The 20,312-nt window shown below is 61.4% G+C and carries 19 protein-coding genes; 5 read left to right on the forward strand and 14 right to left on the reverse strand.

The window, feature by feature from the left end; translation table 11 throughout:
* The first annotated feature begins 47 nt into the window (after positions 1 to 47).
* Complete coding sequence (locus ACREP4_RS01730; RefSeq protein ID WP_431594481.1) at positions 48 to 1,055, forward strand: C13 family peptidase; 1,008 nt, start codon at positions 48 to 50, stop codon at positions 1,053 to 1,055.
* A 112-nt stretch (positions 1,056 to 1,167) separates the two neighbouring features.
* Here the strand turns inward: ACREP4_RS01730 and ACREP4_RS01735 are convergent, their stop codons facing one another.
* The 11 genes from ACREP4_RS01735 to hisS form a co-directional block, all read right to left on the reverse strand.
* A complete protein-coding gene (locus ACREP4_RS01735) occupies positions 1,168 to 2,694 on the reverse strand; it encodes a calcineurin-like phosphoesterase C-terminal domain-containing protein (RefSeq protein ID WP_431594482.1) in 1,527 nt (508 codons plus the stop codon).
* 369 nt (positions 2,695 to 3,063) lie between these two features.
* The gene (gene hisIE / locus ACREP4_RS01740) at positions 3,064 to 3,702 is read right to left on the reverse strand and encodes a bifunctional phosphoribosyl-AMP cyclohydrolase/phosphoribosyl-ATP diphosphatase HisIE (protein WP_431594483.1); all 639 of its coding nucleotides are present in this window, start codon (positions 3,700 to 3,702) and stop codon (positions 3,064 to 3,066) included.
* The gene (gene hisF / locus ACREP4_RS01745) at positions 3,692 to 4,468 is read right to left on the reverse strand and encodes an imidazole glycerol phosphate synthase subunit HisF (RefSeq protein ID WP_431594484.1); all 777 of its coding nucleotides are present in this window, start codon (positions 4,466 to 4,468) and stop codon (positions 3,692 to 3,694) included. Before hisF ends, hisIE begins: the two co-directional genes overlap by 11 nt.
* Positions 4,462 to 5,196 carry a 1-(5-phosphoribosyl)-5-[(5-phosphoribosylamino)methylideneamino]imidazole-4-carboxamide isomerase gene (gene hisA / locus ACREP4_RS01750; protein WP_431594485.1) on the reverse strand — a complete coding sequence of 245 codons (735 nt, stop codon included), beginning with the start codon at positions 5,194 to 5,196 and terminating at the stop codon, positions 4,462 to 4,464. Before hisA ends, hisF begins: the two co-directional genes overlap by 7 nt.
* On the reverse strand, positions 5,193 to 5,795 hold the full coding sequence (gene hisH / locus ACREP4_RS01755; protein ID WP_431594486.1) for an imidazole glycerol phosphate synthase subunit HisH: 603 nt from the start codon (positions 5,793 to 5,795) through the stop codon (positions 5,193 to 5,195). The genes hisA and hisH overlap by 4 nt, the downstream gene beginning before the upstream one ends.
* Positions 5,792 to 6,865, reverse strand: coding sequence for a bifunctional histidinol-phosphatase/imidazoleglycerol-phosphate dehydratase HisB (gene hisB / locus ACREP4_RS01760; protein ID WP_431594487.1), 1,074 nt, complete (start codon positions 6,863 to 6,865; stop codon positions 5,792 to 5,794). The genes hisH and hisB overlap by 4 nt, the downstream gene beginning before the upstream one ends.
* Positions 6,862 to 7,944: a histidinol-phosphate transaminase gene (gene hisC / locus ACREP4_RS01765; RefSeq protein WP_431594488.1), complete on the reverse strand. Its 1,083-nt coding sequence runs from the start codon at positions 7,942 to 7,944 to the stop codon at positions 6,862 to 6,864. The genes hisB and hisC overlap by 4 nt, the downstream gene beginning before the upstream one ends.
* The gene (gene hisD / locus ACREP4_RS01770; protein WP_431594489.1) at positions 7,941 to 9,236 is read right to left on the reverse strand and encodes a histidinol dehydrogenase; all 1,296 of its coding nucleotides are present in this window, start codon (positions 9,234 to 9,236) and stop codon (positions 7,941 to 7,943) included. Before hisD ends, hisC begins: the two co-directional genes overlap by 4 nt.
* Entirely contained in the window at positions 9,233 to 10,144 is a 912-nt protein-coding gene (gene hisG, locus ACREP4_RS01775; protein ID WP_431594490.1) for an ATP phosphoribosyltransferase, read from the reverse strand. The genes hisD and hisG overlap by 4 nt, the downstream gene beginning before the upstream one ends.
* Positions 10,145 to 10,153: 9 nt before the next feature.
* Positions 10,154 to 10,480: a YerC/YecD family TrpR-related protein gene (locus tag ACREP4_RS01780; protein WP_431594491.1), complete on the reverse strand. Its 327-nt coding sequence runs from the start codon at positions 10,478 to 10,480 to the stop codon at positions 10,154 to 10,156.
* A gap of 193 nt (positions 10,481 to 10,673) precedes the next feature.
* Entirely contained in the window at positions 10,674 to 12,080 is a 1,407-nt protein-coding gene (gene hisS / locus ACREP4_RS01785) for a histidine--tRNA ligase (RefSeq protein WP_431594492.1), read from the reverse strand.
* Between the two features lie 110 nt (positions 12,081 to 12,190).
* Between hisS and ACREP4_RS01790 the strand changes: the two genes are divergently transcribed.
* The gene (locus ACREP4_RS01790) at positions 12,191 to 12,949 is read left to right on the forward strand and encodes a Crp/Fnr family transcriptional regulator (RefSeq protein WP_431594493.1); all 759 of its coding nucleotides are present in this window, start codon (positions 12,191 to 12,193) and stop codon (positions 12,947 to 12,949) included.
* A 421-nt stretch (positions 12,950 to 13,370) separates the two neighbouring features.
* Here the strand turns inward: ACREP4_RS01790 and ACREP4_RS01795 are convergent, their stop codons facing one another.
* The 3 genes from ACREP4_RS01795 to ACREP4_RS01805 form a co-directional block, all read right to left on the reverse strand.
* Positions 13,371 to 14,273 (reverse strand): DUF2971 domain-containing protein, encoded by a 903-nt coding sequence (locus tag ACREP4_RS01795; RefSeq protein WP_431594494.1) that lies wholly within the window; start codon positions 14,271 to 14,273, stop codon positions 13,371 to 13,373.
* A 70-nt stretch (positions 14,274 to 14,343) separates the two neighbouring features.
* Positions 14,344 to 15,297 (reverse strand): hypothetical protein, encoded by a 954-nt coding sequence (locus tag ACREP4_RS01800; RefSeq protein WP_431594495.1) that lies wholly within the window; start codon positions 15,295 to 15,297, stop codon positions 14,344 to 14,346.
* A 244-nt stretch (positions 15,298 to 15,541) separates the two neighbouring features.
* Entirely contained in the window at positions 15,542 to 16,735 is a 1,194-nt protein-coding gene (locus ACREP4_RS01805; RefSeq protein WP_431594496.1) for a hypothetical protein, read from the reverse strand.
* Between the two features lie 490 nt (positions 16,736 to 17,225).
* On the opposite strand from ACREP4_RS01805, the gene istA reads away from it, so the two are divergent.
* The 3 genes from istA (at position 17,226) to ACREP4_RS01820 (ending at position 20,275) form a co-directional block, all read left to right on the forward strand.
* The gene (istA, locus tag ACREP4_RS01810) at positions 17,226 to 18,761 is read left to right on the forward strand and encodes an IS21 family transposase (protein WP_431594497.1); all 1,536 of its coding nucleotides are present in this window, start codon (positions 17,226 to 17,228) and stop codon (positions 18,759 to 18,761) included.
* A gap of 14 nt (positions 18,762 to 18,775) precedes the next feature.
* Positions 18,776 to 19,519 (forward strand): IS21-like element helper ATPase IstB, encoded by a 744-nt coding sequence (gene istB / locus ACREP4_RS01815; RefSeq protein WP_431594498.1) that lies wholly within the window; start codon positions 18,776 to 18,778, stop codon positions 19,517 to 19,519.
* 261 nt (positions 19,520 to 19,780) lie between these two features.
* The gene (locus ACREP4_RS01820; RefSeq protein ID WP_431594499.1) at positions 19,781 to 20,275 is read left to right on the forward strand and encodes a hypothetical protein; all 495 of its coding nucleotides are present in this window, start codon (positions 19,781 to 19,783) and stop codon (positions 20,273 to 20,275) included.
* The last annotated feature ends 37 nt before the right edge of the window (positions 20,276 to 20,312 follow it).

Genomic DNA, 20,312 nt, shown 5'->3' on the forward strand with positions numbered 1-20,312 from the left:
CCACGCCTTGATCATCACGCCGAATGGATAGAATCGCGCAACCACCCATGCGCGCTCCTGCCATGCACAACCGCCCTGCCCGTCCATTGCTCAATCGCCTATGCATGATCTGCCTCAGTGGTGCGCTGCTCACCGGCATCGTGCCGGCCATCGCCACTACGGCGCCCGCTGATACACGGGAAGCCACGACGCCGACATTGGAAGGCACGCAACGGGCGCTGGTTGATGCGGCGTTGGCCAAGCTGGCTCCGCAGCGCCCTAGCGTCACCGACATGTATGTCCTGGGCGTCGCCGGTGACAGCGACGAAGATGTGTTCCGCAACGAGGTCACCTACCTGCAGCAGTTGTCGGCGCAGCGCTGGGATTCGGCCGGGCGAATGATCAGCCTGATCAATCACCCGCAGACACGCACCGGCGACGGCGCGATGCCGCAAGCGACGTACGAGAGCCTGGGCTACGCGCTGGAAGCACTGGGCAAAATCCTCGATCCCGAAGAAGACGTGCTGTTTCTGTACCTCAGCAGCCACGGGTTGGCCGACAACAGCTTCTATCTGCATACGGGCAGGAATGAAGAACACTACCTGGCGCCCAGCGATCTAGCCCAACTGCTCGCAGAGGCAAAGATCGGCAATGCGGTGATCGTGGTTTCTGCCTGCTATTCCGGCGGCTTCATTCCCGCGTTGCAGGCGCCCAACCGCATGATCATTTCTGCGGCACGCAAAGACCGCCCTTCATTCGGCTGCGGCAACACGGACAGCGCGACGTGGTTTGGCCGTGCGTTCCTAGTGGAAGCGATGAATGCCACCAATGACTTCACTGCCGCCTATTCGCAGACCAAGATGACAGTGCGGCGACGGGAGAAGGAAGAAGGTGAACGCCCCTCCGAGCCGCAGTTTCAGGCCGGCCCGGCGATCACTGCGGTATTGACCAAGTGGCGCGATGGCTTACCGGTGACCGCTGCAGTGCCCTACCCGTTTGTACATCAGCCCCGCCCTACGATTCCGATCCGCAAGGACAAAGCCGCATTGGAAGCGAACAACCGAAAGGGGCCGTAAGCGGCGCGCTGTCAGCGCCGATCAATGCAAGCGACACTGCATTCGTGCGCAGTCCGAGTCATTGCATTGACTCGGACGACCCGCCAAACCAACACAGCTTCCGTCACCACACTCAGGGCGTCGCGGATTGCAGGCGATAGCGCGTGTGACTGCTGTATTGCTTGCCGTTCAACGTGGTGCGCACTTCGACCGTGTGCTCGCCTTCGCCCAGCCTGGTCGGCAAGGCGGCGCGCCACAGATGCGTGGATGGCACGGCTTCCGGTGAGCGGTCGTACCCGCGCAGGCTGTCGGCCAGGTCGTCGGCGATGTTTTCCACCAGCAAGCGCGGATCAGGCTGCTTGACCTGTTTCATCGGCTGCCACTCACCGCCATCCACGCGAAACTCGACCGGCAAGCCGTCGTAGCCCATGAACACATTCGCGTACACGCCCCATGCCGGATAGGCGCCCTGCCGCAGCACCTTGGGGGCATGCAATGCGATCTGCATGTCATCTGCAGCTCGCGCGACGCGGTATTCGACGCTGTAACGGCCCTGCGGCTGCACGTTGAGCAGGCCGTAACCGTTGGGCGTGCCGTCGGCCATGGTCGTGTCGGGGATGCCCTGCGCATCCTTCTGGCCGGACCAGAACGCGCCGCAGGCCGCACCTACGTTGTACTCGTGCAATGGCCGGGCGCCGCGCCAGCCCTGCTCCGCCGCCCAGAACACCTGACTCTGGTTGTGGGTGTGCCCACTGAGGATCAACGGGTGCTGCACCTTCTCCAGCAATGCGAACAGACGCGCGCGATCTTCAGCGCGATAAACGTGGTCGAACAACGGAATGTGGAAGCCCAGCACCACCAGCTTGTCCTTGGCGATGGTCGGCAGGTAGCGCTCCAGGAAGGCGAACTGATCTTCACGCAGACCGCCAACGTAGGCCGGCTTCTGGCCCGGCTGGGCGATGATGTCGTCCATGCCAATGAACACCATCGACGGCTCTTCCCAGGCGTAGGTATCCGGGCCGAGCGAGCGGTGATAGCTGGCCAGCGAGGCGGCGTCACTCTGCGCACCTACATCCATGTCGTGATTACCCGGCACGTGCAGCCATGGCACGCCGAGCGAGGTCACCGCCTTGGTCAAGGCCGGATACAGCGACGGGTCGTCGTTGGTGATGTCGCCGAGCGTCATTCCCAGCCGCGCCTGATGCTTGCCGCGCAGCGGCGCGATGATGTCGCGCTCGAAGTAGTTCACGTCCAGCGTGCTGCCGGTTTGGCTGTCAGCCATTACCAATGCCTGGAAGCTGCCTGGTGCGTCGGGTTGTGGCACCAGCGCAAAAGGGCGGCACCGGACGACATTGTCTTCACCCGCATTCGGCCGCCAGATATCGGGCAAGCCGTCACTGCGGGAAGCGGCGCTGTAGCCGGCCGGCTTGATGACGAAGATCGTGGGTTGAGCCGAGGCTGGCAGTTGGTAACGGCCGTCATTGCCGGTGATGACGATATGTTCGCCATCAGACACTTTGATGCCGGCCAGTGGCTTCTCACCCGCATCCTGCATGCTATTGCCGTTGGCATCATTGAACACAACACCTTCCAGGCACGAGGCCGTGGCCGCGAACGGGGCACAGGCCAGCAGCAGGCCAGTCAGCATGGTTTGGCGCATGGAATCCTCGGCAAGCGAATGAGCAGACGCGCATTATCGCTCTGCCTTGCGACAGGTGCGTGGCGGCTGGCTTTGCCGGGAGTGGTGGTGTTGTTGCCGAGCGTATTGGCGAGGAGCAGAAGCTGCCCTCACCCCAACCCCTCTCCCGCTAGCGGGAGAGGGGCTTTAAGCGGGCTGCGTGGCGGTTGACTTTGCCGGGAGTGGCGGGAGTGAATGAGATCGCGCGCGACGGGGGCTGCGGCTCTCTGGTTAGGAGCAAAAGCTTGCCCTCACCCCAACCCCTCTCCCGCTTGCGGGAGAGGGGCTTCAAGCACGTTACTGGTTTCGCTCCCGATTGCGGGCGATCACCTTCAACTGCGGAACTGAAAGTCAGCTCGCCGCTTTCTCCGCAGCCTTTGCATGTCGGTCTTCAAGCACTGCAACCGCATCATCGAGCGACAGGCCGCGCGAACGCAGCAGCACGATCAGGTGGAACAGCAGGTCAGCCGATTCGCCAAGCAGGTCTTCGTCACGCTGGACCACGCCGGCCAGTGCGGTTTCCACGCCTTCCTCGCCCACTTTCTGCGCGATATGCCGCGCGCCTTTCTCAAACAACTTGGTGGTGTAACTGTTGAGCGGGCGGTCGTGCTCACGCTGCTTGATCAGCGCATCCAGTGCGCCGAGGAAATTGCCCGGCGCGGCGCCGAAGCAGCTGGCCTCGCCGGTATGGCAAGTGGGGCCGTGCGGCTGCGCAGTGACCAGCACGGTATCGGCATCGCAATCGACGCGGATATCCACCACATCAAGATGATTGCCGGAGGTTTCACCCTTGGTCCACAAGCGCTTTTTGGTACGACTGAAAAAGGTGACCTTGCCGCTGTCGTGGGTCTTTTCCAGCGCTTCGCGGTCCATGTAACCGAGCATCAGCACGCGCAGCGTGGCCGCGTCCTGCACGATGACCGGCATCAGCCCATCGACCTTGGCCCAGTCCAGCGCGGTCGGATCCAGCGCTTTGAATTCAGTAGACATCCCTCACCTCGATCTGTTGTTCGCGCAGGAACTGCTTGAGTTCCGGAATGGCGATGGCGCCCGAGTGGAACACACTGGCCGCCAATGCCCCGTCAACGTCAGCCTGTTCAAACACATCGGCAAAATGCTGCGGCGTGCCTGCGCCGCCAGAGGCGATCAGCGGGACCGTGCACAGCGCCCGGGCGTGGCGCAACTGGGCAATATCGTACCCCTTGCGGACACCATCGCTGTCCATGCAATTCAGCACAATTTCACCTGCGCCGCGTTGCTGCACTTCACGTACCCAGTCCAGGGTGAGTCGCGCTTCGGCGCGGGTCTTGCTTGGATCACCGGTGTAGGAGCGCACCCGCCATTGCCCGTCAGGCTCACGAATGGAGTCGATACCCACCACCACGCATTGCTGACCGAAGGCGTCTGCAAGCTCTGCGATCAACTCGGGACGTTCCAACGCTGGCGTGTTGATCGAAATTTTGTCGGCACCGGCATTGAGCACCGCGCGCGCCGTTCCGACATCGCGAATGCCACCAGCCACACAGAACGGAATGTCGATCAGCCGTGCAACCCGCTCGATCCACGCGCGGTCCACCGAGCGACCTTCGGGGCTGGCGGAGATGTCGTAGAACACCAGTTCGTCGGCGCCCTGATCGCGATAACGCAACGCCAGCTCGCTGATGTCGCCCATGTCGACGTGATCGCGAAATTTGACGCCCTTGACCACGCGCCCTTCACGCACGTCCAGGCACGGAATGATGCGGCGGCTCAACATGCCAATGCCTCGTCAAGTTTCAGGTGGCCTTCCAGCAACGCTTTGCCGAGTACCGCACCGCCACAGCCCGCAGCTTTCGACGCGCGGATATCGACCACGTCACGCACGCCGCCGGACGCCTGCACTGCGACGCCGGGCAACAGCTGCGACAGATGCGCATAGAGATCGATATTGGGGCCGGACAACATGCCGTCGCGCGAAATATCGGTGCACAGCAAATGCTTCATGCCGGCCTGCGCATAGCGAAGAGCGAGGGCGTCAAGCGTGACATCGGCGGTCTCGGTCCAGCCATGTACCGGCAGGCGCCAGACGCCGTCTTCGCCCTGGCGAGTATCGAGCGCGATGGTCAGGTGTTGCGCACCAAATTCCTGCAGCCAGCGCTGCACGCTGTCGGGCTCGCGCACCGCCAAGGAGCCGATCACCACGCGACTGGCACCGGCATCAAGGATGCGCGCGACGTCGTCGCGGCCGCGCACGCCGCCGCCGGTCTGCACCTTCAGCGCGGTGCTGGAGGCAATCTGCGCCAGCAGCGGCGCGAGCGTGTAACCGCCAGCCTTGGCGGCATCCAGATCGACCAGATGCATCCAGCTGGCGCCGATGGCGGCGAAGGCCTGCGCGCGCGGCAACGGGTCGTCGCCGTAAGTGGTCTGCTTGGCGTAATCGCCTTGCAGCAGGCGCACGACACGGCCTTCGCGGATGTCCAGCGCGGGATAGACGGTGAAACTCATTGCGTTGCGATCTCAAGGAAGTTGCGCAGGATGCGCGCGCCGGGACCGGCGGAACGTTCGGGATGGAACTGCGCGCCGCACAAACGGTCGCGTTGTACGACCGCAGTGAACAAGCCACCGTGATGACAGGCCGCGACCGTATCGGAGGTCACTGGCGCGGCGTAGCTGTGAACGAAATAGGCGCTGGAGCCGACGGGAACGCCATCCAGCAACGGTGATTCGCGCAGCGCCAGCAGCTTGTTCCACCCCATGTGCGGCACACGCACGCCCACGCCCGGATGCAGCCGGCGGACGATGCCCGGCAGCAACCCAAGACATTCGACATTGCCTTCTTCGGAACGCTCAAACAGCAACTGCATGCCCAGACAGATACCCATCAATGGCACCTGCAACTGCCGCAACGGCTCAACCAAGCCTTGCGCATGCAGCCGCTTCATTCCTTCAGCAGCGGCGCCGACGCCAGGCAGAATCACACGTTCCAAGCTCTCCAGATCGCGTGCTTCGCGAACCATGCGCACGTCCACCTGCAAACGCTCCAACGCATAGCGCACCGAGCCGAGGTTGGCGCCACCGGCATCAACCAAGCCGACCGTGCTCACAACGCACCTTTGGTCGAAGGCAACTCCGTGCCTTCGCGACGAATGGCTTGCCGCAACGCGCGCGCCAGCGCCTTGAAGCAGGCTTCAACCTTGTGATGGTCGTTGTCGCCTTCCACTTTCAGGTTGAGATTCAACCCCGCCGAATCGCACAGAGAGCGGAAGAAATGCGGCACCAGCTCGGTCGGCATGTCGCCTACCCGCTCACGCTTGAACTCCCCTTCAAACACGAAGTACGGGCGGCCACTGAAGTCCAGTGCAGCACTGGCCAGCGTCTCGTCCATCGGCAAGGTGAAGCCGTAGCGGCCGATGCCACGCTTGTCGCCCAGCGCTTCCCGCAGCGCTTGGCCCAAGGCGAGTCCGGTGTCTTCGATGGTGTGGTGCTCATCGATATGCAGATCGCCCTTGGCCACGATTTCCAGCGCGAAACCGCCGTGGCGACCAATCTGGTCGAGCATGTGATCGAAGAACGGCAGCCCGGTATTGATCCTGGCGCCGGCCACTTTGTCCAGGTCAACGAACACCCGGATCTGCGTTTCCTTGGTGTCGCGCTGCACGGTGGCGCGACGCGGCGCGTCGGCCAGTTCGTGAGCGATGCCGTCCCAGTCCCACTCGCCGCCGAACTGTTCGGTACGCAGCTGGAAACCACGAATCTTCATGTTGTCGGCGAATGCAATGTCGGTGGGACGATCACCGACCATGCCCGAGCGCGCCCAGTCGATGGAGCGATCCTGCAGGTAGGAAACCATCATGCCGATGCCCGGCTTGCGATTGGGGCTGTTGTCCTGCGGCCAACTCGGGTCCACCAATACGTCGCGGAAGACGATGCCCTGGCTGGCAAAGATCTGCAGCATCAGGTCATTGGGACCGTCAAAGCTTTCCTGCGGATAGCCTTCGCTGCCCAGTCCGTCCTGATTGGAAACAATGACGAACTCGTAGCCGGCATCACGCAGCTTGAGCATGGCGGGAATGACGTTCTTCACCAGGCGCAGCTTTTCGTAAGCATCGATCTGGAAGTCCGCCGGCTCCTCGATCAAGGTGCCGTCACGATCGACGAACAAGATGGGGGTCATGCAACTGGCTCCAGCGTGGTGAGCGCGTCAAGGACACGATCGTTCTGTTCAGGGGTTCCGAGGGTGATGCGCAAAGCGTCCTGCAGCTGCGGTGCGGCGCGTTGGTCGCGGACGACCACGCCGGCTGCCAACAACGCTTGGAATGCGGCTTCCGCATCAACAAAGCGCACCAGCAGGAAATTGGCATTCGATGCGTAGACATGGCGCACACACGCACGACTGGACAAGGCAATGCGCAGCCGCTCGCGTTCACTGCGCACGGTGGCGATGCGGCCGCGTGTCAGTTCCAGCGCGGCATCACTCAACCCGTCCAGCGCCAACGTCGAGCACGGCGTCGGAATTGGATACGGCGCCTGGCAACGGCGCAGTACCGCGATCAGATCCGTATTGGCGATGACGGCGCCGATGCGTGCCGCCGCCAACGCGTGCGCTTTGGACAAGGTTCGCAACACCGCGATGTTGTCGTAGCGATCTAGCAAGCCGACTGCAGAGGGCTCATCGGCAAACTCGGCATACGCTTCATCCACCACTACCAACGCTTGCCCGCGTAACGCGGAGGCAACCGCTTCAACCTGCTGCAGCGGGATGCTCAAGCCGGCCGGATTGGACGGCGAGCACAGGAACACCAGTTTGGCGTTGCGTTGCGTTGCCGTGGCGACGATGGCGTCGATGTCTGGCATGAAGCCGGCGCCGGTATCGCGCAGCGGCACTTCCAGCGCTGGCGCGTTCTGCAGACGCGCGCTCACGGCATACATGCCAAATACCGGCGGCGTATACAGCACCGCGTCTTGCCCCGGCACGCACAATGCGCGGACCAGCAGATCGATGGCTTCATCGCTGCCACGACCGATCAGCAGTTGCTCGGCTGAACACCCGTACAAACCCGCCAGACGTTCGCGAAGTGCCTGCGGTTGCGGTTCCGGGTAACGCCGGCAGCTGGCCTGCGCGTCACCTGGATTCGCCCACGCCGATTCATTGGCATTGAGCCATATTTCACCCTCCAGCTTGGCGCTGCGTGCCGAGGAGTAGCCCGCAAACCCGCGCAGATCACTGCGCACAAGCTCCAACACGCCGCTCATAGCTCGATCCCCAAGCGCAGGGCAACGGCGTTGGCATGTGCACCCAAACCCTCGGCACGCGCCAACGTCAGCGCACACCAACCGATGTTGGCAATGCCTTCACGGGTAGCGGCCTGCACGCTGATCTGGTTCTGAAAGCTGGCCACGCTGACGCCGCTGTATGCGCGTGCAGCACCGGCTGTCGGCAGCACATGGTTGGTGCCGGAACAGTAGTCGCCCAGCGCTTCCGGCGTGTAATCACCGAGGAACACCGAGCCTGCGGCCTCAACCTGCGGCAGCCAATCTCGCGGTTCGCGCAATGCAAGAATCAAGTGCTCAGGCGCATAGCGGTTGGAAATGGCGAATGCCTGCTCGATCGACTCCATCTTGATCAGCAGCGAGGCATCCAGCGCCTTGCGCGCAATGTCTTCACGCGCCAGCTGCGCCACCTGCTTCTCCACTTCGTCCTGCACTGCGGCGATCAGCGCATTGTCGTCGCTGAGCAACAGCACCTGTGAGTCCGGACCGTGCTCAGCCTGCGACAGCAGGTCGGCGGCGACGAACGCCGGATTGGCACCGGCATCGGCAATCACCAGCACTTCCGACGGACCGGCCGGCATGTCGATCGCCGCCGCACCGGCCTGCGCCACTTGCTGCTTGGCTTCGGTGACAAAGCTGTTGCCCGGCCCGAACAACTTGTCGCAAGACGGCACCGACGCCGTGCCATACGCCATCGCCGCGATCGCCTGGGCGCCACCGATCTTGAACACGCGGTGCACGCCGGTCAGCCGCGCGGCAACCAACACGGCGGGATCAGCGCTGCCGTCCTTGCGTGGCGGCGTGCACAGCACTACTTCACGGCAACCCGCCAGTCGCGCGGGCACGCCCAGCATCAACGCGGTCGACGGCAACGGTGCACTGCCTGCTGGCACATACAGACCCACGCGGCCAATCGAGCGAATCATCTTTTCGCAGACCACGCCCGGCGCGGTTTCCACCGAGTACGGCTGCGCCATACCGGCGCGGTGATACGCGTCAATGCGATCTGCCGCCTGCTGCATGGCGATGCGCAGCTCAGCCGGCACCGCCAGTTCGGCGGCGGCGAACTCAGCCTCGCTGACTTCAAAACGTTCCGGTGCAATACCGTCAAAGCGGGCACTGATTTCGCGCAGCGCCTGGTCACCATTTGCGCGCACCTGCGCGATCAAGCCAGCAACCGAGTCGCGCGTCTGCGCCGCGACCGTCTGCACCGGGCGAGTCAGCGCACGCGCCTGGCCGTCTGCATCCAACGCATTCCAATCCAGGATGTTCATACCAGCGACTTCTCCACCGCCAACACCATCAACCCCTGTGCACCAGCGCGCTCCAGCTCTTCCAGACGCTGCCAGCTCAGCGCGCCGTTGCACATGGTCTGCAGGCGAACCGCCCCGCCCTCGCCCGGCAGCCGCAGCAACGGCTCGGCATCGGGCAGCAGGCGCGTGAGTGCATCCACACGTTCTTCGGCGGCGCTGAACATCAACAGCTTCCGGTCCTGGGTCTTGCTCAAGCCATCGAGACGACGCAACAGCATCGCCATCAGGCCAGCGCGCGCGTCATCCAGTTCGTTCACCGGACCAGCCAGGACAGCCTCGCTCTCCAGCAGCGTCTCCACCGGCTTGAGCTGGTTGGCGGTCAACGTGGCGCCGCTGGAGACCAGATCGCAGATCACTTCCGCGGTGCCAAGCTTGGGTGCGATTTCCACCGAGCCGGACAACTCCACCACCTGCGCGTCCACACCTTTCTCCTTCAGCCACGCGGCGAGGATGGCCGGATAGCTGGTGGCAATGCGTTTGCCCTGCAGCATCTGCACGCCCTGCCAATCCCACTCTTCAGGCACGGCAATCATCAAGCGGCAGGAGCCGAAACCCAGGCCACGCAGCGGCTGGTAGGCATCGGGCAGGCCAATCTGGCGCCGCGCCTTACCTTGCTCGTCCAGCTCATTGAGGCCGACCACCCCCAGGTCGCAGACACCATCGGCAATCAAGCCCGGAATGTCGTCATCGCGTACGAGCAGCAGGTCCACCGGCAACGATTCGCCGAAGCAGAACAACTTGTCGCGGCTTTGACGCCAGCTCAGGCCACAAGCGGCCAGCAGGCTGCGTGCGGGGTCGGCCAGGCGGCCACTCTTCTGGATGGCGATACGCAGCCGGTCACGCGCCGGGGCCGTGGTTGAAGCACTCATGTTCGGTTCTCAGTTGGATTCGGTTTTGCGCGCGGCAAGCCGCTCGATGGCGGCGGCATACCCCCCGGCGCCATGTTCGAGCGAGCGCGCGACCCGGCCGATGGTGGTGACGCTCACCCCGGTCAAGTCATAGATCTCGCGGTAAGGCACGCCCTTGCGCAGCAGCGGCACCACACGCCAGCGGTCGGCCATGGCTTCCAGCTCGGCAGGGGTACAGAGATCGCGCAGGAATGACTGCACGTCCTGCGGCTTGTCCAGCGCGGCAAGTGCGCGCGCCAGCGCCTTCAATGGGGCGTCAGAAGCCTTTTCACGTTCGGAATCGATGCGCGGTTTCATGTGTATCAACGTATTAGCGTGCTAGTACGTTAGTACGAAATATCCGAATGGTCAAACTCGGGTTGAGGCGCCGTAACGGGGCTCCCGCCCTCTTTTCAGGGGGGCGCGGCGGATCCCGGCTGCGCGCCGCCCTGAATGTCGGCCATAAAAAAGCCCCGCATCGCGGGGCCTTCTGTTCAGCTTGGCGACTGACTCAGCGCGCCATCGCGCGGGTCTGCTCCAGCTCCACCTGCAACGTGGATGCCAGTTCGTCACGGGCGACTTCAAACTGCTGCTCGCGCAACAGGTCTTTGACCGCCACCACGCCACGCGCCAGTTCATCCTCACCGGCCAGCACCACGAAGCGGATGCCCGCCTTTGCGGCGTACTGGAACTGCTTGCCGATCTTCTTCGGCTCCATCTGCACTTCGGTATTGATGCCGCCGGCACGCAGACGACGGGCGATGTCCAGCGATTGCGGCATCGAGGCATCGTCCATCAACGCAACCATCGCGTGCACGCTGCTCTCGGCGATGCCGTCGATCAGGTTCGCCTCGCGCAGCTGCCAGAACAAGCGGGTCAGGCCGATGGAAATGCCCACGCCCGGCAAGCGCGACTTGGTGTAGTGGCTGGCCAGGTCTTCGTAGCGGCCGCCGGAGCAGATCGAGCCGATCTGCGGGTGGTCACTGAGCGTGGTCTCGTAGACGGTGCCGGTGTAGTAATCCAGGCCACGGGCGATGGAGAAGTTCAGGCAATACGCCGTTTCCGGCACGCCCAGGCCCTTGACCAGCTCCAGCACCTCACGCAGCTCGGCCGCGCCGGCGCGCAACGAGTCACTGGCCGACTCGCCGGCAGCAACGAGCACCGCATCAATCTGCGCCAGGGCATCGGCATGCGAGCTTGAACGCACTTCGACGAAGGCCAGAATGCGCTCGACGGCATCAACCGGCAGGTTGAACTCCGGGCCGACCAGCGTTTCACGCACGTAATCGGCACCGCGCTTGTCGAGCTTGTCGACCTCGCGCAACACCAGCGCCTGCTGCTGCGGATCAGCCACACCCTGCGCCTCGAAGAAACCACGCATCAGCTTGCGGTTGTTCAGCTGCACAGCGAACTTGCCGATGCGTAGCTCGGAGAACACCGCGTGGATGACCGCCAGCACTTCAGCGTCATAACGAATGCTCAGCGTGTCCTTGCCGATCACGTCCACGTCGCATTGATAGAACTCACGGAAGCGGCCGCGCTGGGCGCGTTCACCGCGATACACGCGCTGCATCTGATAGCGGCGGAACGGGAAGGTCAGGTCGTGCTCGTGCTCGGCCACATAACGGGCCAGCGGCACCGTCAGGTCGAAACGCAGCGCCATTTCCGGCAGGCTGGTGTCGCCCGATTCGGCGGCATTGGCCAGCGCACCGGTGGACTGCACGAAATACACCTGGCGCTCGGTCTCGCCGCCAGACTTGGTCAACAGCACATCGGACAGCTCGAAGACCGGGGTTTCTACGGGCAGGAACCCGAAACGCTCGTAGTTGCGCCGAATGACGTCCAGCATGCGCTGGAACGCGATCTGCTCGCGCGGCAGCAATTCCATGATGCCAGGCGGGGTACGGGGCTTGATCACGGGCGAAACTCCTGCAACTCAGTGGGGTGGACAGCCTCCAATTCTAGCGCCAGGCCGCCCCGCTGGCCGCATGAAGTATCATTTACCTCTTCTCTCCCCGTATCGAAGCCATGTCCCGGCCCGCCTCTGGCCCCGACCAATCCCTTGCATCGCCCGCTGCTGCGGACGGCAATAGCGCGCGTGAATGCCTGCATTGCTCGGTGCGGCACCTGTCGGTGTGCTCTGCGCTGTCCTGTGACGAAGTCCAGGCGCTGGAGCAGATAACCACCTCGATGCCCGTCGCGATGGGCGCCACGCTTGCCCGTACCGGCGAGCCGCGCGCTTATGTCTATACAGTGACGGAAGGTGCGCTGCGGCTGGTACGGACGCTGGCCGATGGCCGCCGCCAGGTGAATGGCTTCGTGCTGCCCGGCGATTACATGGGCCTCAGCGGCGCCGACCAGCACCGCTATGACATTGAAGCCATCGCCGAGAGCCGTGTCTGCCGGGTGCCGATGTCGCAGATGCGCGACCTCCGCCAGCGCTACCCGCACCTGGAGCGCAAGTTGCTGCAACGCGCTTGCCAGGAGCTGGATGCCGCACAGGACAACGCGCTGGCGCTGGCGCGCCTGCAGCCGCCGGAACGGCTGGCTGACTTCCTGCTGCGGCTCGCCGCCCGCGAAGCCGCCCTGCTCGGCCGCAGCATCAACCGCGTTTCGCTGCCGATGGGCCGTGGCGACATTGCCGACCATCTCGGCCTGACCATGGAAACGGTGAGCCGCACGTTCACCAAGCTGCGCCAGCAAGGCCTGATCGCCCTGCCGCATCTGAATGTGGTTGAGATTCTGGATGCCGTCGCGCTGCAGAAGCTGGCCAACGACGAGCTTTGAGTTTGCGGTAGCGGGTTGAGGTGCGCGTCGACGTCGGGCTTCTTCTGGCGTGTGCGGAAGACGGCCGTTTCGGCTACGTTCTTAAGCCTCAGCCTGCGCTGCACTACCTGCGCAACACATAACTGGTCACCCGCCTACTCGGGACCAACTGCAGGCCGATCCGTTCTTGTATGCGGCGGCGCCTCCTTCCTGCGAAGCTACGAGACGCCAATCAACTGGACACCCAGCGCCAAACAAACTGGACACTAACGCCAATTAACTTGGACGCTGCCGCCAACTAAGCTGGACACCGGTGGCAGACTGGACACCTGTCACGGTCACTGAGCGGCATGGTCGGCAGATTGCGGCCATTCGGTGCCTACAGAAGGCTAGGCAGTTCGCCCCTGAGGAAAGTTGGCACCAGATATCGGCGGTATGCTTGCTACGACACCCGTTTGGTTCTCATGCCATAAGAGCCCCGCAGAGGCTCGATCCGATACACCGGTGTATCAACGGAATGCAGCCTATTCCGCTCCTCAACCAAGCCTTCGATGTACTGCCTGTGCTCATCGGATATACGAACCCCAAGAACAACCGAAGCTAAAGCATTTGGCCTGAAGCGAACTACCTCAGCTCTCTTGATCAACCGCCACTCCTTCTCATACTTCCAGAGGCTAGCCTTCTGAAGCAGGGGAGCCACCAGGTCCCTCGTGTCCTTACTAAAGTAGTCCTTCTCCTTGGGATAGTGATCGCTGTAGTTGACCTGAAAGGCTTGGAAGGCCAATGGATCCATGAAGGGGCGAAATTGAATCGCCAGTCCTTTGTGCTCGTAACCGTAGTGAGCCCAAAGCACTGAATTCTCCCATTCAGCGGACAGTGCGCAGACCCGAAGCTGGCGTCGCAGTTTGGCGTGTCCTTCTCGTAGAGATCCCTCGATGACTGAAGGACCGTCCATCCCTGACTCTTGAGCCAGAGCGCTAGCTAGGCCTGCATCAGCCCCATTGGAGATAAAGAAACTTTTCAATTCGTCGATAAGCTCTTCACTGTCCTTTTCAACCAGATAGTCTGCAGTGCAATCAAACGGATCGTTCAGAGATTCTGCGTGTGCCGCATGAAGCTCGTTTCGAAGAAGAATCGCCTTCAGGCGATCCTTTGACTCATCGTCTTTGAGATCCGGTGGGAATCGAAATTTATAAAGGTGTCGTGGGATGCCGAAGCGCCCCATTGCTATCCGCCTGCGGAAAATTGGAAGCTCGTTCCACACGCCCGCAAGCACCTCCATATGAGACAACGCCGTCAGATCACGGGGGCTCTGCTGCCAAAGGTGCGAAATAGGAATTGCCACACTAGCTCTCACTGATTGGTTTGGCGCGACTATGTGCGATCAATTCTGATAGTCCCTAAAGTCAACCAGGCTAGTAATCCACGTCATAGCGGGGATCGTTCTCATCAGCATGCTCCGCCTCTATCTTCTTGACCACTCTCCCGAAGACTATCCACGCCATCGGATACTCATCGCGTAGAGCGTCCCGCGAGTCATTCCACAGCGCAATGATTTCGTCGTCCTCAACATGTCTCCGCAAAGACTGCAAAGCGACGGCGTCACCTGTGCCCTGGCTGCTAGTGCCCAGCGTTTTGGCCATCTTATTGGTACTTTGAGCAACGCTATTGAAATGCGCACCATCTGACCGTGACGTCCATACATTTCTGTTGTGCAATACATAGCCGCGAGCTTCTAGCGACTCAGTGGCATGGTCACGTCTCGCGCAAACAAGGCCATCAGGATCGCCATCGTCGTAGCAGGCGTTCTGTGCCACCCACCACTTTTCAATTAGCTCGGCTTCCCTGACCGCATCGCCGGCGCCTCCGGGGGCGTTTGCGTTTGCCGATACTGATTCAGTTGCTTCACGCGCGTGCGGATCCAGTTCCCCCTGTAACGGCATGCGGATAACATAAGACTCTGCCGTATTCACTGGCGCGGGACGTTCAGGGTCATTGGGCAGGAATCCCCTCCTATTTTGCCTCACCTGATCAAGACAATGCTCCCGTGATTGCTGTCTAACGTCTGTCACCCACGGTGCCGTCGTGAGACTTACACCAAGGCCTGGTAGGAGCAGATATGCTTGCGGGTCTCCCGTTACTGACTGGCGAAACCGATTGATTGCGACCGGATCGCCACTTCGATCAACATCAAGTGCTTTTTGCATCACTTCGGCATAGCGCTCGCAAAATGTCTTGTCCGCCTTGGTAGGTTCGCGCGCTTGCACCGCTCCAGCCGACATAGCGGAGAATGCAATCGCCAACAAGCCGAAAGACGGCCCAACTAACTCCAATACGGATTTGGTCCGCACCTCTTTATCACGCGCCATGCTTTTCATCTTCCTGATTTTCTTCCCTGTTATGCATCATCTAGTAAATTTGTTGTGCGAACCAGCTCAATAGCCTTGCACAATGCATGCATCCTCCGGTGTCGCCTTGGAATCTTCAGCACCTTGCCATATGTATTTTGCGCAAATCTTTCCCAAAAAAAATGAGTTCCTTTGAGCGCCCTCTAATACTCGCTGGGCATTCTCACAGTGCGACTGTCGGCAGCCATCCGCAGCCTGGGTGGGATCACGCCTTGGCTGCCGCCATGCGATTGACAACATCGTCGGGAATCAAACGTTCACGCCTGCCGGCGTGGAGCACCGATGCCGCCCATTCCCAGGCCACGTTGTTGGAGCCAACCCAGCGTCGTGCGTCGTCACTGGCTTGATCACTGGGCAAGATGAGCTTCAGGCGCGGCCCCAATCCAAACAGAAGATCGAACCCAAAGTTGACCTGCAGCAATCGACGCAACTGGCGTGTTGACCCACCCGGGACGTAGCCTGTCCAGCCGGCGTCTTCCAGTTGCATGACTGCATGATTGAGCCAGTCGGCCTGCGCATGGAGCACTTGATGGTCCAGGTCCAGGGCGATCTCCTTATCGGCTGCCATCGGGAAGATGCAGCGAATGAAGAATTCGAACAACTCCGGCCCAATACCTCTCAGATCAGTTCCGATCACGGCCATCAGCAAGGTGCTGTGCAGTGAGCGTCCTATGCCGAAGGACCGTGAGTGATTGCCGGCCTCAAATGCCTCCCGCAACAGAATTACCGTGGCCGCCACCGCTTGCAGGTCTGCTTGCCCCTCCAAGCGATGCAACGGCTGAGTGGGCGCGCGACGCCGGACATAGCGCCCCATGATTAAGGAGCGTTCGTCGAAGATCGCATTTTGGATGGTTGGGCGTAGCCGTTTCAACAGCGTGTCCCCCTGCGAGCCCAATGGCCTACTCACGTCCAGCAAGTCCCAGGCAGGATCTTCAAGGAGATCGCTCGATCTCGGAAGTGCCTGTTTGCAGACACGCACTGTTTCGGCGCCGGGTAAGTGTTTTCCGCTGGCGTACTTAGCCCACAGGTTGTGGTGGTGAAGGCCGTTTTGATAGGTGTGAGGCTGTAACCGCTGCCCTAGCCCGTAGGCTGTCGATTGCCCGAGCCGCATACGCAAACCCTCGAACCAAGCACCTACCTTCAGGGCATTCAGCGCCTTCTTCAGCGCCTTGGGATCTTCGGATTCCACAAAACGCACTACCATTTTGAGCCGGGCGCTGTGATACGACTTTATGTACTTCAATGACTTAGTAGTCATTTTCCCCGAAAAATAGAGTAACGATTCGGCCCAAGTTTCCTTCTGGGCATGAATGCGTGCAATAGCTACGCTAGTGGCATGACGAACCGTGACACGCCCATTGACCCGTTGAGCCAGATGCTGGAGCAGGACCTTCTGCATCGTTATGGGCCGGTAATCGGCCAAGATGACCTACGACAGGCATTGGGCTACACCTCCGCCGACGCTTTCCGACAGGCGCTATCGCGCGGGGTGCTACCGGTACCGGTGTTCGTCATTGCCCATCGAAGGGGCAAGTTCGCTCTAGCCAAGGATATTGCACAGTGGTTGGCCAACTTGCGCCAACAGGCACTCGACGTCAGGACGCCCGAATGAAGCCCGGTATCGCAGCTTTCCATCAGGAGGGAGGGCAACCATGACCTAGTGCCATCGTCTTCCAGACAATATCCGCACTTGGAAATGCAAAAAGCCCCCAAGCGTTAGAGCGCCGGGGGGCCTAGGAATGCATCCACACATACCGCTTGCATTCTCGGCATCTCCACTTCCTTCGTCAATCCCCATCGGCTGAATCACTGGCCGGTGCGGTGACCTGTTGCCGCTGCCGAGCCCGGGATCCTCCCAAGGTGTCTTCTGGCGCGCGGCAAGGAATGCCATGACCGTACTCAAAGAACTCTGTCGGTGCTTGCTGCGCACTGATCTGTCCCATCGCCAGATCGCACAGAAGGTCGATCGATCCCCTTCCACTGTGGCGCGTTACAGCAAGCGCCTACGCACCCTTAATGCTCAATGGGAGCAGGTCCAGCCGCTGGATGAAGTGGCTTTGGACCGTTGGCTAAACCCCGCCAAGACCGGCTTGAAAAAGCTGTTCGTGGAGCCGGATTGGGCCTACACCCATGCCGAGCTACAGCGACGTGGCGTTACCTTGGCCCTGCTGCATGAGGAATATGCTCTAAGTGCAGAAGCCGGGGTGATGTCTGATACCGAGTTTCGGCGGCGCTACCACCGTTATGCCCGCTCCCGTGGCCTGGTTATGCGCCAGGTCCGGATGCCTGGTCACGACCTGTTCCTGGATTTCTCTGGCGTCCGCCCCTCACTGGCCGACCCGCAAACTGGGCAGAGAACACCGGTCGAACTTTTCGTTGCGGTGATGGGGGCCAGCCGCAAGACCTTCGCCTATGCCGTGGCCAGCCAAAAGTCCGTGGACTGGATCGCTTGCAATGCCAAGGCCATGACCTTCTTTGGCGGCGTACCGACGTATCTGATTCCTGACAATCTCAAGGCGGCCGTTACCTCGATCTCCCGCCAGGATGGCCCTTTGCTGAACATGACCTACGCGGAGTTTGCTGCGCACTACGAAACGACCGTGCTGCCGGCACGTCCCCGCAAGCCCAAAGACAAGGCGCCGGTGGAGATTGGCGTGCTGTTGGTGCAGCGTTGGGTCTTGGCCCGCCTGCGCAACCGGGTGTTCTTCTCGCTGGAGGAACTGAACCAAGCCATTGCTGAATTGGTTGACCGGCTGAACCAACGGCCGATGCGGAGTTGTGGCGGTAAATCGCGCCAGCAGTTGTTCGAGGAACTGGATGCCCCCGCGCTGTCGCCCCTGCCGAGCACCCACTACGAGTATGCGGAGTGGAAACTGAAAGTGTCGGTGGGACAGGACTACCACGTCGCCTGGGAGGAGCACTTCTACTCCGTCCCGCATCGGCTGGTCGGAAGCAAGGTCAACGTCAAGGCTACCCGGGACGCAGTGTATGTATTTCACCGCGACAAACGGGTTGCTAGCCATGTTCGAAGCCGGGTGGTTGGTGGCTGCAGCACGCTTCCCGAGCACCAGCCGCCAGCCCACCGTGCCTACTCCCAAGACACGGCGGAGCATCTGATGGAGTGGGCCAGACAACAAGCAGGTGCACTGCTGGCCTTCGTCCAGCGGCACGGCGAGGTTCACCGCCGACCGGTGCTGACGTTGCAGGCGTGCCGCGGGCTCCAGCGCCTAGCTCGCGAACATGGCATGGACCGACTGCAGGCGGCGTGCGATCGCGCTCTGCGTGCTCACGCCAACAGCGTTAGTTCGGTGAAATCCATCCTGATGAGGCAATTGGACCGTGTCAGCCCTACCGAGGCAGAAGCGGCCAACGAAGACACGCTGCCAGCGCACGAGAACGTGCGCGGCGCCCACTACTACTCCTGACTGGCGGAGCCATCATGTCCCTGGAACACACCATCGAACACCTGCGTTGCCTGAAGCTCACCGGCATGATCACAGGCTTGGAGCATCAACGCTCCCAGTCCAGCTACGGCGCACTGGGTTTTGACCAACGACTGGGCCACCTGGTCGACGCCGAGGTCAGCCAACGCGAGAGCCAGCGTTTCAAGCGACTGATCGCCAATGGGCGGTTGAAGGTCTTCGCCGAGCCGGAAGCCATCGACCACCACAACGGCCGCGGCCTGGACCGCTCCGTCGTGGCCGACTTGCTGACCTGCGGCTGGATCGAGCGGCAGCAAAATGTACTGATCACCGGGCACACCGGTACCGGCAAAACATGGCTGGCCTGCGCCTTTGCTGTTCAGGCCGCGCGCAACGGCATCTCGATCGGCTACCGACGCGTGGGCCGGTTGCTGGAGGAAATGGAGATTGCACATGCGGACGGCTCGTTGCCCAAGCTGCGTGGTCAGTTGGCAAAGACCAAGTTGCTCATTCTGGATGACTTTGGCCTGACCCCGCTGAACGGGCGCGGGCGTGCCGATCTGCTGGAACTACTTGATGATCGGGTTGGATCCGGCGCCACAATTGTGGCCGGGCAGATGCCGGTCAAGGACTGGCACGCGTTCATTCACGACCCTGCATTGGCCGATGCCATCATGGATCGGCTCATCCATAGCAGTCATAAGTTGGCGTTGAAGGGAGACTCCCTGCGCAAGGCCAGATCCACCAAGGCACGAGAGTAGGCACTGCTTCCCCGAGGCTGGGGCTGGCGGCCTTGGGGACCTGAATCAACGTCTTCAGGCATAGGAGCGCATCGAATGCATTACACCACTCACTAAAGGTGACTAGGCTGTCGGGCAACTTGAACATTTGCGGGGTAGTCGCGCGTGATCCCAAGGCGCTATGCGCCCCAGAGCAGGCATCTGACTAGTTGTTGCATAGCCAGTCTGGGTTAGGATTCGTAGTCGCTAGTTACCGCGGTACACGCCGCCAAAGATTCCCGTATGGACAGCGAAGAGCTATTGAATGCTATTGCAACCGCACTGACTTCGATCACTGACCCGCACTACTACGAGGACGAGCGGGGGTTCCAAGGGGAATTTTATGCACAACTGCGCCTGCGGCTGCAGGATCTTGTGCTGCCTGAGGACGCGCTGCTTCGGGAGGAGTACCAGAAGAGGATGGGGCAGCATTATCTGCGGATCCGTCCAGACATCATTCTCCACGAACCGTTCGATCCTGGTCGGCACCGTGGTCCAGATCAAGGCAACCATGCAGTGATGGAACTTAAGAGACGTGCGACGCCCCGCACCACCTCTGACGCGCTCAGTAACCTAATTGCCATGATCGAAACTCTGAATTATCCACTCGGTGTTTTCATCAACATCGGCTCGTCGAAGACCTGGGTAGAGTTGGTGCCTGACTCCCATCGCGCTCGCATCGCCTGCCTAGCGGTCTATCTCGCTGAGAACGGCGAACCTCAGGTTGTTCGGGGCTGAGTCTAGGCCAAGTGCTGTTCGTCGGAAAACCCAAGCT

The organism is Stenotrophomonas sp. (assembly GCF_050737575.1).
Taxonomy (GTDB): Bacteria; Pseudomonadota; Gammaproteobacteria; order Xanthomonadales; family Xanthomonadaceae; genus Stenotrophomonas.

Bases quoted from the DNA above. Each gene is read 5' to 3' on its own strand.
- ACREP4_RS01730 (WP_431594481.1), top strand. From the start codon at position 48: ATGCGCGCTCCTGCCATGCACAACCGCCCTGCCCGTCCATTGCTCAAT.
- ACREP4_RS01735 (WP_431594482.1), bottom strand. From the start codon at position 2,694: ATGCGCCAAACCATGCTGACTGGCCTGCTGCTGGCCTGTGCCCCGTTC.
- hisIE (WP_431594483.1), bottom strand. From the start codon at position 3,702: ATGTCTACTGAATTCAAAGCGCTGGATCCGACCGCGCTGGACTGGGCC.
- hisF (WP_431594484.1), bottom strand. From the start codon at position 4,468: ATGTTGAGCCGCCGCATCATTCCGTGCCTGGACGTGCGTGAAGGGCGC.
- hisA (WP_431594485.1), bottom strand. From the start codon at position 5,196: ATGAGTTTCACCGTCTATCCCGCGCTGGACATCCGCGAAGGCCGTGTC.
- hisB (WP_431594487.1), bottom strand. From the start codon at position 6,865: ATGACCCCCATCTTGTTCGTCGATCGTGACGGCACCTTGATCGAGGAG.
- hisC (WP_431594488.1), bottom strand. From the start codon at position 7,944: ATGAGCGGCGTGTTGGAGCTTGTGCGCAGTGATCTGCGCGGGTTTGCG.
- hisD (WP_431594489.1), bottom strand. From the start codon at position 9,236: ATGAACATCCTGGATTGGAATGCGTTGGATGCAGACGGCCAGGCGCGT.
- hisG (WP_431594490.1), bottom strand. From the start codon at position 10,144: ATGAGTGCTTCAACCACGGCCCCGGCGCGTGACCGGCTGCGTATCGCC.
- ACREP4_RS01780 (WP_431594491.1), bottom strand. From the start codon at position 10,480: ATGAAACCGCGCATCGATTCCGAACGTGAAAAGGCTTCTGACGCCCCA.
- ACREP4_RS01790 (WP_431594493.1), top strand. From the start codon at position 12,191: ATGTCCCGGCCCGCCTCTGGCCCCGACCAATCCCTTGCATCGCCCGCT.
- ACREP4_RS01800 (WP_431594495.1), bottom strand. From the start codon at position 15,297: ATGGCGCGTGATAAAGAGGTGCGGACCAAATCCGTATTGGAGTTAGTT.
- ACREP4_RS01805 (WP_431594496.1), bottom strand. From the start codon at position 16,735: ATGCAGAAGGTCCTGCTCCAGCATCTGGCTCAACGGGTCAATGGGCGT.
- istA (WP_431594497.1), top strand. From the start codon at position 17,226: ATGACCGTACTCAAAGAACTCTGTCGGTGCTTGCTGCGCACTGATCTG.
- istB (WP_431594498.1), top strand. From the start codon at position 18,776: ATGTCCCTGGAACACACCATCGAACACCTGCGTTGCCTGAAGCTCACC.
- ACREP4_RS01820 (WP_431594499.1), top strand. From the start codon at position 19,781: ATGGACAGCGAAGAGCTATTGAATGCTATTGCAACCGCACTGACTTCG.